The organism is Anaerocolumna chitinilytica, from assembly GCF_014218355.1.
Lineage (GTDB): Bacteria > Bacillota > Clostridia > Lachnospirales > Lachnospiraceae > Anaerocolumna > Anaerocolumna chitinilytica.
This window is the reverse complement of record NZ_AP023368.1, coordinates 4,033,053-4,045,027: the sequence shown is the minus strand read 5'-3', so window position 1 is coordinate 4,045,027 and position 11,975 is coordinate 4,033,053. Positions and strand designations below refer to the sequence as shown.

Genomic DNA, 11,975 nt, shown 5'->3' with positions numbered 1-11,975 from the left:
TTTTACTGCGGTTTTTCAGTAGAAGAGGAAAGGATGTACAGTTATGGGATTTATGGGTTTTTTAATGGCAATTATTTCAGGAGCACTCATGAGTATTCAGGGAGTTTTTAATACAGGTGTCACAAAACAGACCAGTATATGGGTATCCGCAGCCTTTGTTCAGCTTACGGCGCTAATTGTATGCATAGTAGCTTGGTTTATTACAGGAAGAGAAGGCAATTTCGGAGGACTTTTTAAAATTGATAGCAAGTATATGCTTTTAGGTGGAGCAATTGGTGCCTTTATTACGATTACGGTTGTGAAGAGCGTGGATGCCTTAGGGCCTGCCAAAGCCATCATGTTAATCGTTACTTCTCAGCTCATAGTAGCCTATCTTATTGAACTTCTGGGAATATTCGGTGCCGAAAAGGCAGACTTTGAGTGGCACAGGTTAATTGGAGTAGTGTTGGTAATAGGAGGTATTCTGACCTTTAAATGGGAGTAAATTTTACGTTTTTCTTAAGGTTGTAAACTTTTCAAAATATCTATTGTAATCCCACAATTTATTAGGTAGAATGATAACATGCAGGTGTATTGAGGATACAATTTGCCAGCCCTTTCTGAAACTGGAAAGGTGTTATTATGAAGAAAAAGTATAAATATTTAAAAGCAGGTCTTATAGCTGTCTTTCTTGTTCTGACAGGAATCATCTATAGCTGTCAGCGGATTGGGAAAGAACAGGCAGACAGCACTTTAGGCACACCCCTTGCTGCGGAGGAAACAATGCAGGCGGATGCTCTTATTGATTTACCCAAAGACTCCGATAATAAGAATGAAGATATTACTGTTACGCCGACAACGGAAGCTTATTACGTCCATATCTGCGGGGCTGTAAAGAAGCCTGGAGTTTATGAGGTTTCATCCGGTGCCAGAATTTTTGAAATAGTAGAGATGGCTGACGGTTTTACCAAAGATGCAGATGAAGAATATGTCAATCAGGCAGCTTCTATAGAAGATGGTCAGCAGATATATATTCCTACGAAGGATGAAGTTCTAAACGGAGAGTTTGAAGATAAGGAAAACGTGGCTGGAACTGGACAAACAACTGCGGAGAACAGCGGTAAAATCAATATCAATACTGCTACCAAAGATGAATTGTGTACCTTGCCAGGTATTGGTGATGCAAAAGCAGACAGTATTATAAACTATCGGACAGATCATGGTAATTTCCAGAGTATTGAGGAATTAAAAGAAATCAATGGAATTAAGGATGCTGTTTATAATAAAATAAAAGACAAGATAGTAATTAAATAAGATTTTTAACAATTATAAATATGAATTGTGAATTGGAATAGGTGATTATAGTGGGAAAGAAAGTTCTTGTTGTAGATGATGAAAAGTTAATTGTAAAAGGAATCCGTTTTAGTCTGGAGCAGGATGGCATGGAAGTGGATTGTGCTTATGACGGTGAGGAAGCTCTGGAAGCCGCAAGGAAAAAAGAGTATGATGTGGTATTGCTGGATGTCATGCTTCCGAAGATGACTGGCTTCGAAGTATGTCAGCAGATCAGAGAATTTTCGAATATGCCGATTATTATGCTTACAGCCAAAGGGGATGATATGGATAAGATCCTTGGTCTGGAATACGGAGCAGATGATTATATTACAAAACCCTTTAATATTTTGGAGGTTAAGGCCAGAATTAAGGCTATCATGCGCCGAAGTACGAAGCAGAATGCAGAGGTTCAGGCTAAGGTAGTCGTATTTGGAGATCTAAAAATCGACTGTGAAAGCAGGAGAGTATATGTTGGCAGCAAAGAAGTGAATTTAACTGCAAAAGAGTTTGATTTGCTGGAATTATTAATATTCAATCCCAATAAAGTCTACAGCAGGGAAAACTTACTAAATACAGTTTGGGGATATGATTATCCCGGAGATGTTAGAACAGTGGATGTGCATATAAGAAGACTTCGTGAAAAGATTGAAGATAATCCCAGTGAGCCTAAATATGTACATACAAAATGGGGTGTTGGCTATTTTTTCCAAAATTAGAGAAAAATTATGGTTTTTAAAAAGCATGAGAGTACATTCTCTCCTTGCTTTGTTTATTATTGGCATTATACCGCTGCTATTCTTTTCCTGGGAGATCTTAAATACCTATGAAAGTACTGCTATTAGTCAGAAGAAAGCAGAGATGCAGAGTCAGGGGAATTCACTAGCCAATCTGCTGGTTTCTTCCGGATATCTCTCTGATCCTACCTTGGAGGAGGTCAATACTGAGATTACAAGGATTGCCAACATGTATGAGGGCAGAGTTCTTGTGATTGACAGCAGGCTTGATATCCTTAAGGATACCTATGGAATTGAGGATGGAAATATCATAATATCCGAAGATGTTATCAAATGCCTGAAAAGCGGCGATAATGTATACCAGGGAAATCATGCAAACTATATTGAGATGACTGTTCCAATCACCCATACCTCTTCCAAAGATACGGTGGGTGTTATTCTTATGAACTTTTCTACGAAGAACATTCAGACCACTTATACGATACTTTATAGAAAAACAACGGTTTTATTTGTTACAACCATTATATTGATATTTATTTATGCCTTTTTCTATTCCGGAGTATTCACCAAGCCTTTCCTTAACTTGAAAAAAGCAATCGGGCATCTTACAGAAGGTTATATGGATGATGAAGTTAAGGTGGATGGTTTTTACGAAGTACAGCAAATTTCTGTTTCACTCAATCAGATGCTTACCAGAATTAAGAATCTTGAGAATTCCAGGCAGGAATTCGTCTCCAATGTATCTCATGAGCTTAAGACACCTCTGACTTCCGTCAAAGTACTGGCCGATTCTCTTCTAATGCAGGAGAATGCTCCTTCCGAATTATATAAAGAATTCCTGGTTGACATTGCAGATGAGATTGAAAGAGAGAATAAAATTATTAACGATTTGCTGTCCTTGGTGAAGCTTGATAAAGCAGCCAGCGATATGAATATTACTTCTATTAAGATAAATGATTTACTTGAGCTGGTATTAAAGCGGCTGCGGCCCATAGCCAAAAAAAATAATATTGAATTGATATATGAAAGCTACAGACCGGTTATAGCGGAGATTGATGAGGTAAAACTTTCTCTTGCATTTTCCAATCTCATTGAAAATGCGATCAAGTACAATGTAGAGGACGGGTGGGTTAGAGTATCCTTAAATGCGGACCACAAGTATTTTTATGTTAAGGTATCCGATTCCGGAATCGGTATTCCGGAGGAAGCTCAGGATTCCATTTTTGATCGATTCTACAGGGTAGATAAGGCACGTTCCAGAGGAACCGGAGGAACCGGACTTGGACTTGCTATTACGAAGAATGCTGTTCATATGCATAAAGGAGCTATCAAAGTATACAGCAAAGAGAACGAAGGAACCACTTTTACAGTTCGTATACCTATTAACTATATTGCATAGTAATATTCGCACATTTTTATAACTGCGAAATCCTCGTTGCAGACATGTGTTGTTTTGTAAATACATGGCTTACAGCCAATAATGAATGAGAGGATGCTGTGTTTCACAGCAAGTAATAGATAAAATGCAAGAGCTTATTCGGAAATTACATGAAAACAGAATAGAGAAAAAGCTTACCCTAACCTTTCTTTTGCTGCTGTTTGGTGTTTTTGTGATAGGAGGGTGCAGCGTAAAGCAAAAAGATTCTTCTAAAGATGAAAAAGGTCCTTTTGTCTATTGTATTGACCAGGCTGAAACCCAAATAGTGAAAGTAAAATATACACCGACAGAAAAGACAAAAGAAAAGCTTGTAAAAGAATATTTGCAAGCGTTATCCACAGAGCCTGATGATATTACCCTAAAGAGAGCGATACCGGACGGAACTTATGTGGAAAAGGCAGTATTTAGTGAAAGTGGTCTGAGTCTTTATTTTAATTCAGCATACAGCAATCTTACCGGAGTGACCGAAGTATTGGCCAGAGCATGTATTATAAAGACCCTTTGCCAGATTGATGGGGTGGATGATGTTGCTTTTTATGTAGGAGGACAGCCTTTAAATGGCCTGAATGGAAATCCGGAAGGTTTTAAGAATTCGGATGATTTTATTGACGGCAGCAGTGCGGAGGATGTCTATATAACAGTTTATTATGCCAATGAAAAGGGAGACAGACTTGTACCAAGTAACTTAAAGGTATCCTACGACGGTAATATGCAGCCAATAGAAAAAACAATTATAGGGGCACTAATTAGCGGACCGGTGGAAGCTAATATGAAAAAAAGTGTTCCAGACGGCACGCAGCTGCTAAAGGTCTCCACCAAGGATGGAATCTGTTATGTTGACTTCAATGAGAAATTCCTAAATAAAGTGTCAGGTGTGAAGCCGGAAGTTGTACTTTATTCTGTTGTTAATTCCCTGGATGAACTTTCAACAATCAACAAAGTCCAGTTTACCATTGATGGCTCGACCAAAAAGACATTTCAAGAGGATATTCCCTTTGATGGTCTATTTGAGCGTAATCTGGATTTAATAAGCGGAGATAAATAATAATGGGGATAAAGAGACCTTTTTTATGGTTACTTGCCGCATATATAGCAGGGCTTGCTATCTATGCGGCAAACTTACCATTTGTTATTAGCGTGTTCATAAGTATCATTGTATTACTTGGGGTAATGGGTTGGATATTATATCCTGCAAAGCGCAGATACAGGCTTATAAATTATTTCTTTCTCCTGCTGCTGCCGGTTTTGTTCCTGGTCGGGTACTTGCAGCTGGAACATGTACTTTTGATTCCTAAGGCAGATAAAGATTTTAAGCTTAAACAAAATGCCACAGCCCAGGGGAAAATCAGCCTTATAGAGGAAACGGATAACTATATCAGAGTTACCATAACAGGAGCTGCTCTTACACTAGATTATAAATCCAGTTATTCAGGCCTTAAACTTTTAGTTTATGTGGATGATAAAAAAGGTCTATATACTGGTAATACAGTCAGGGTAACGGGAAAAGTAATTAAGTTCACAAAAGCATCCAATCCAGGTCAGTTTGACGAATACTTCTATTATAAAACAAAGAAATATCATTATAAATTCTATGCAGATTCTATAACAGTCATAAATTCTAATATCGATTCTTATCATCAAACCCTATATACAATCAGAAAAAGATTAACTGCCATATACGATAGACTTCTTTCCGGTAAAAATGCAGGTATTCTAACAGCTATGATGTTAGGAGATACAAATAACCTGGATGCTGATATAAAAGAACTTTACCGAAAAAACGGAATTACTCATATTCTTGCTATCTCAGGTTTACATATTTCTCTCTTAGGTCTTACTCTTTATAAGATATTGCGGCGCCTTCGACTCCCTCTGTTTGCATCTACAGCGGTGACAGTCTTTTTCCTATATTCCTATGGCATATTAACCGGTTTTGGTGTCTCTACGAATCGGGCGGTTGTTATGATGGCGGTGTACATGGCAGCAGTTCTGGCTGGAAGAACTTACGATTTGCTCTCAGGTACTGCTTTTAGTGCACTCATTATACTGATGCAAAGCCCCCTTGAAATAATGAGTGCCGGATTTCTTTTATCATTTGGCGCGGTCATAGGGATTGCAGCAGTTTATCCTGCATTAAAGAATGCTATATCTGTAATAAAAGGTGAGCAGGAACAGAAAGGTAAGCAGGAGCAGATAGGTAAGCAGGAACAGAAAGGCAAGCAGGAGCAGAAAGGTGAGCAGGAACAGAAAGGCAAGCAGGAGCAGAAAGGCAAGCAGGAGCAGAAAGGCAAGCAGGAGCAAAAAGGTGAGCAGGAGCAAAAAGGTGAGCAGGAGCAAAAAGGTGAGCAGGAACAAAAGGGTAAGTTTAACAGTCAGAAAACAAATACCAAGAAAAGGGGATATTTCGAATCAATATGCAGTACAACAGGCAATATTCTAATGCAGACATTTCTTTCAAGTTTTAGCGCTCAGCTTATGCTTCTTCCGATTCTGGTATGGTTTTTCTATGAAATTCCCATCTATTCACTGTTTATTAATATTTTAATCATTCCCATCTCATCTTTACTGACAATACTAGCGTTTATTGCAGTATTGGCCGGCTGCATCTGGATACCGGCAGGAGCTTTCATGATTGGCAGTGTAAATTATATCCTGGAATTCTACGAGGCGGTTTGCAGAATAGGTGTAAAACTTCCTGGTAACAGCCTTCTCATAGGAAAGCCGGAGTTGTTAGCTGTAATAATCTTTTATATAATACTTTTTTTCTTTGTACAATGTAATAGGAAGAAAGGAAGAAGAAATAGTTTATTACTTTTACTATCAATCGTTATATTATTGGTACCTTTCAGGGCTAAGAATCTGGAGATAACTTTTATGGACGTCGGGCAGGGAGACGGTATATTCTTAAAATTGCCGGATGGTACCAATATGTTCATAGACGGAGGCAGTTCGGATGTGAAGAATCTTGGAAAATACCGATTGGAACCATTTTTAAAGTATAAAGGAGTAAAGAATATTGATTATGCAGTCATTACTCATGGTGACAGTGATCATTATTCCGGAATTCTTGAATTCCTGCAGGCGGATTATAAGGGAGATATCAGGATAAGAAACCTGATACTTCCCAATGTTTCTTTCACTGGGGATTCTTATCTTGATCTGATAAAGGCAGCGAAAGAGAAAGGAGTCAAGGTGTCTGTATTAAACAGAGGGGATACCATGAAGAATGCAAATGTATACCTAAATTGTTTATGGCCGGACAAAGAATTGCTTCAGGCTTCGGGAGAAGCTTCGGATACCAATAGTCACTCTATTGTGTTAAGCCTTCATTATCTGGATTTTGACCTTTTGTTTACCGGAGATTTGGAAGGAATGGGAGAGAAGATTGTTACAGAGGAGATAGAGGAGGAAAAGGGGAGAGGAGGAATAATACCTCTTCGGTATGATATCTTAAAGGTAGCCCATCACGGTTCGAAATATTCAACCGGCAATGAGTTCCTGGATGCGGCAGCCCCTGCTCTTGCCATTATCTCCTGCGGTGTGGATAATTCCTATGGACATCCCCATAAGGAAACGATAGACCGACTTACGAATAGCAAAAGTGTAATTCTGCAAACGAAGGAGAGCGGGGCTGTTACAGTAATTACAGATGGGAGGTCGATAAAGATTTTAGAATATAATAGATAAAGAGGTCATAATCTCTTTAAATTATTAGTATTTTTTTGATATCTTTGATAAATTCTGATTCTCTTTTAAGCTGCCTTCATATGAAAGAAAGTAACATCTAACAATCTGCTAGGTGCTATTTGCTATGTAATGTGTTAGTTCAGTTTCAAGAATATAACATTAGTATTTTAATAATATATGTTATAAAATAATAAAATAAGCGACTGTGTACGGATATTATTTAGATTTTACGAGGTGATTACTATAAAAATTCCATGGACTAAAACACGTCATATCCTTGAGAATGACTTTCTCTGTGATTCGTTAAAAGGACGTGTTAGATATTTTGCTACACGATATCGTCATGCACATGATGAGAAAGGTCGAATCTGTGTATTGGTTGATAATCAAGAAGTCGTCAATATGCCATTTCAAAACGAAAATAAAATATATACAGATGCATATGAGCGATATGAAGACTGTGACAAAAGTTTGTATCAAGTCACTGAGGAAGTTATTCAAGAGTACCATGCAAGAGGAGATTTCAGACCATATGATTTCGGAAGATCAGTTGATGCCTATTTAGGACAATCTATTCATGATTCACTTAATTCGGAAGATCTTCTCGTTAAAATGCTTGCTATTTTAGATAGACGAATAGGCAAAAGAACCCTACAAAAAATAAAGATTACTGTTTCCGCTATGCCTGAGTGGTTACAATATTTCTATAAATTAAGGCTTGAATCAGAAAACATGCTATAAAGCTCAGAATAAGCTAGTTTAAGGCCATGCAGGCTGGGAAAATCAAGGAGAATATTAATGGGTAGCACATTCATTAGCATAAGCATAATAAAAGATAAAAAAAACTATTCAGAGGATTATATAAGAAAATGCCTAAAAGCATTAATGAAGGAAAAAGGATATGAAATTTTGCCAAACAATACGAACGCAGTATTGACATTTGCCGTTAAGGTTGATATCAATTCCAAATGGATGACATTGTATTCTGATGCTTATGACGGCGATCCTGATACACTGGATAAGTATGGGGTTCAGCTATCCACAATATTCAAAAGTCCAGCTTTGTGCACTTCCTGTTTTGACAGCGATTTTTTACTACTACACCTCATCAACTCAGCGAAGAATCCTGATGCTTATGCAATCATTGGTCACCCATATGACGATATTTCTTTACCGGTGGTGAATTATTCTGCATGGGAACCTTATGCGGTTGAAAAGGCAAAGAATATATCTTTTAAAGAAATCTGCGAACGTAAATATGTATTTGCTGAAGATGCTCTGCTTCCGATGGGAGAATTCCTTGGCTTTCATGCTCAAGATCTAAACATTCTGTTCAGCGAACTCGAAGATGTGGTAGTAACTTATAAATTCAGTTTTGCAAAGCCTGAATCAAATATTCCCAATGCCGATCATGAGCCAGTGAATCTTCAACATAAAACCTATTCGCTGACACCGGCATTCGTAGATCACCCAAGCATTGTGTCATGTATCAATCATGGAAAAGCTTCGAAAGGACTTGCTGTCTATTTTATCGGAAACTATGTAAAAGATGATATGATCACTTTTTCAAATGTCGAATTATATCACTACGATATTAAAAACAAAAAAGCTTGGAACGAGATATTAAGTATTCCCTTAAATTTAAATAAAGTGCAGCTAAAAGACGGCACATTTGCTTATTATGCTGAATGTCCTGAATTTGAAATACCCGAAAAAGTTAACGGTGGCCTTAAAGGCAAAAAACTTGATGATGAGCAGAATGCACGTAGTTTTGGCGTGCGATTTGTACCGCATGGAGATGATAAGCAAATCCTTGATATCACTGTAGCTATCATTCCCATGCAGAGATTCGAGAACCAAGTAGTCTGGAATGCATGGTATCCAGACGGTTCAAAGGAGGCCTATATAGATAATTACAATGCTAAATGGGAGAGAACAAGTAAACATAATCCCCAAATTGATGATTTGCTTTTAGATAAAGACTATTATTTAAAATAAATATAATTCACTGTATTGCGTAGCAATATTTTACTTTTTGAAATTGTAAGTAATCTATTAGATTTGAAGTAATCAAAAATATTTGAATTATTTAAATAACGAATTAGCATAATTATTATAGCATTTTTTAAAAACAGTATCTACATTCCCACAATCATGGAGAGCGATAATGACATACGAATATGAATTAAACAAGCAAGACTATATTGATTTTAACCTAAACCATATTAATACATCACCTACTTTAAAACGATCTGTGATGATACGGAGATTTATTACACCATTAATATTTTTTATTTTTCCACCAATATTTGCTAATACAAGTGATATATCAGTAATGGAATGGTATATTGTATACACTATTGTATATATATTATGGGCTATTTTTTATCCCAAACAGGTTAAAAGGAGAGTTATTAATAGAACTACTAAGTTACTTAATGAAGGAAATGCTGATGATAACTTTGGGAAACATATATTTAAAATAACTGAAGATGGAGTAGTTGAATTTACAAAAAATAATGAGTTTAAATGTAAGCGAATTGAAAATATATTAGAAACAGATCAGCATATCTTTATTTATATTAACCCGCATGTTGCTTACATCTTTCCTGTGCGGATATTTGAAAGTAGCGACGAAAAGGAAAACTTCTTAAAAGAGCTGGAGAGATTTAAAATAGGGAAGTCATGAAGTTACTTCCCGGAAATGATCTCACATGGAAGAGGTTGTCTTCCACCTGTGGAGCAAAATAATGAAAGAATATATTTATTACGATAACAAATTCTTAGAAAAATATAATAAGAAATTAGATGATTCTATTAAAGTAGCATTGAAAAAAATTCTTGATTGTGAGTATATGTTTGGGTTCGATTTATTCCAGTATGAAGACGGTGTGGTAACTTTATCCGTAGATTCTAGTGAAGCGTTTGAGCAATGGCTACTTTTTTATAATGCTAAATTTTCGAAAGGCTTCGATATTTCTTTGTATCCATATGCTTTCGAATTGTACGAAGATGGAAATAGTTACTGCCTGGAATTTATTCAGGATAATGAAGCAGGAAACCAGATATGTTGTAAGTTGCAATTTTCAACGGTAAATGCTGAGATTAGATGCTTTAATTATACAAAAAATATAATTTACGGTTATGAACCATGGAGAGCGGTCGCGAATTTTTTATGTGAAATGAAAAGTAAAAGGGAGCGGATTGGAACGGAGTTTTTGAGCGAGGAAGAAATGAGGCTCTTACCTTTGGCGGAATTTGCGCTACTGACCCAATTTTTTGGTATAATGACAGATGCAGGCGGCAGTAAAGCAGGCACAGATATTTTTATCTCCTATGCTGAAAGGGCAAATGCAAGCAATATTGTTTCGTTGGCAAGACAATACTTGAGATTAGCCGATCGCAAAAAAGAAAAGTCTATTTCGAAAAAACTGAAAAAAGTAATGGTGCGCGTTGGAGCAGAACCAGTCTATCGTATGATCTTAAATGAAATAAAAAGCTCCACCGCTCTATATCCTTATAAGATTAATAGCTGTGGCAACGATTTTTTTGCTGAGCAAACGCGAGAAAATATTACAACATTTTTTCTGTCTCAGGGTTTTCAGGGCGATTACCCGTATTTCAGGAAAATGTCTACATTGAGAGGTCTTCACTATTTATACATTGCCGGACAATTGGTTGCTTTATGGAATAAAAAACACATGGCAAGCTATATAGATTGCTACGAGAAATATGTAAATGGCGAATTATCAGTACAGTGTATCGTCGGGACTGTATTTTTAAAAAGAGAGCAAATTGACCTCTTTTCAACTTTGTCAGCTGACAGCGGTTTTTTTATTGACAAGAATAGAAGACGCGGAAGAGTAGTATTAAGTACAGCCTACTGGGAAATGGAGGGCTTATCTTTAGAGGAGGAAAACTTTAAGGTTGTGGAAATCGCATCTCGGGTCGCTCAATGTGCGAGGCTTACTCAAAAGGAACGAAAAAAATATTTGTCTTATAATCCGTTACCCATTGAAGCCGGACATATTCTGTTATTGCTGTGGTTGTTCGGTGGTTGTTTTTTTGGTACCGTGATGTGTGTTGGCTTTATTCTGATGGAAACTGCAGCTGGTTTGATATTTACGGGGAGCTGGCCTCGCACTTGGGCATTAATACGTGAAACTCCCTGGCACTGGATATTTGTGACTTGTGGTGCCAGTTTCGGTCTAACAATGCTTGTATTATCATTGATTGGTCGTAAAAGAGGGTAAATTAGTACGATTACGGATACAAAAATAGACACGGACATGGTGCATTATCGTTGCACCGTGTCCGTGTTCATCGTTAAGAGAATACCGTGTTTATCGCTAATTTGTATCCAATATAGTCACCCTAATGAATTCCTATGGACATCCCCATAAGGAAACATTAGACCGACTTACGAATAGCAAAAATGTAATTCTGCAAACGAAGGAGAGCGGGGCTGTACAGTAATTACAGATGGGAGATTGGTAAAAAGTAGAATATAAAAAAATAAATCATTTACAAAGAATTAACTGGTTGTATTGTAAAGTGCTTTAATCTCCGGTATGGTTTTACCGCTTTGACGCATCTCTCTGATTTCCTCAATACGGCATAAGGCTTCTACTCTTTTATATCTTCGGGTAAGATTGGTATCTGCCTGTTCAAAGGGCAGCATCCCTTCCTCTGTATAGAATTTGAGGGTACTGTATCTGGTATTCGAAAGACGGGCTAATTCACCAATTGTTACATATTCCGAATCCGCTATTTTTTCAAGTGTTCGTTGTCTGGACATATTT

Annotated in this window: 11 protein-coding genes; 10 read left to right on the top strand and 1 reads right to left on the bottom strand. The window is 37.1% G+C overall.

Going from position 1 to position 11,975, the window contains the following annotated elements:
• Positions 1 to 43: 43 nt before the first annotated feature.
• The 10 genes from bsdcttw_RS17535 (at position 44) to bsdcttw_RS17490 (ending at position 11,426) form a co-directional block, all read left to right on the top strand.
• Positions 44 to 484, top strand: coding sequence for a DMT family transporter (locus tag bsdcttw_RS17535; protein WP_225903695.1), 441 nt, complete (start codon positions 44 to 46; stop codon positions 482 to 484).
• Between the two features lie 137 nt (positions 485 to 621).
• A complete protein-coding gene (locus bsdcttw_RS17530) occupies positions 622 to 1,293 on the top strand; it encodes a helix-hairpin-helix domain-containing protein (RefSeq protein ID WP_185256120.1) in 672 nt (223 codons plus the stop codon).
• A gap of 50 nt (positions 1,294 to 1,343) precedes the next feature.
• Complete coding sequence (locus bsdcttw_RS17525) at positions 1,344 to 2,030, top strand: response regulator transcription factor (RefSeq protein WP_185256119.1); 687 nt, start codon at positions 1,344 to 1,346, stop codon at positions 2,028 to 2,030.
• On the top strand, positions 1,987 to 3,447 hold the full coding sequence (locus tag bsdcttw_RS17520; RefSeq protein ID WP_185256118.1) for a HAMP domain-containing sensor histidine kinase: 1,461 nt from the start codon (positions 1,987 to 1,989) through the stop codon (positions 3,445 to 3,447). Before bsdcttw_RS17525 ends, bsdcttw_RS17520 begins: the two co-directional genes overlap by 44 nt.
• 124 nt (positions 3,448 to 3,571) lie before the next feature.
• Positions 3,572 to 4,531: a GerMN domain-containing protein gene (locus bsdcttw_RS17515; protein ID WP_185256117.1), complete on the top strand. Its 960-nt coding sequence runs from the start codon at positions 3,572 to 3,574 to the stop codon at positions 4,529 to 4,531.
• A 2-nt stretch (positions 4,532 to 4,533) separates the two neighbouring features.
• The gene (locus bsdcttw_RS17510) at positions 4,534 to 7,173 is read left to right on the top strand and encodes a ComEC/Rec2 family competence protein (protein WP_185256116.1); all 2,640 of its coding nucleotides are present in this window, start codon (positions 4,534 to 4,536) and stop codon (positions 7,171 to 7,173) included.
• Between the two features lie 234 nt (positions 7,174 to 7,407).
• On the top strand, positions 7,408 to 7,914 hold the full coding sequence (locus bsdcttw_RS17505) for an SF0329 family protein (protein ID WP_185256115.1): 507 nt from the start codon (positions 7,408 to 7,410) through the stop codon (positions 7,912 to 7,914).
• Between the two features lie 57 nt (positions 7,915 to 7,971).
• A complete protein-coding gene (locus bsdcttw_RS17500) occupies positions 7,972 to 9,171 on the top strand; it encodes a hypothetical protein (RefSeq protein ID WP_185256114.1) in 1,200 nt (399 codons plus the stop codon).
• A gap of 169 nt (positions 9,172 to 9,340) precedes the next feature.
• On the top strand, positions 9,341 to 9,862 hold the full coding sequence (locus bsdcttw_RS17495; RefSeq protein WP_185256113.1) for a YcxB family protein: 522 nt from the start codon (positions 9,341 to 9,343) through the stop codon (positions 9,860 to 9,862).
• 61 nt (positions 9,863 to 9,923) lie between these two features.
• Positions 9,924 to 11,426, top strand: a complete 1,503-nt coding sequence (locus tag bsdcttw_RS17490) for a DUF3878 family protein (protein ID WP_185256112.1) — start codon at positions 9,924 to 9,926, stop codon at positions 11,424 to 11,426.
• Between the two features lie 281 nt (positions 11,427 to 11,707).
• Here bsdcttw_RS17490 and bsdcttw_RS17485 read toward each other — a convergent pair whose 3' ends face one another.
• Entirely contained in the window at positions 11,708 to 11,971 is a 264-nt protein-coding gene (locus tag bsdcttw_RS17485; RefSeq protein ID WP_185256111.1) for a helix-turn-helix domain-containing protein, read from the bottom strand.
• Between the last annotated feature and the right edge of the window lie 4 nt (positions 11,972 to 11,975).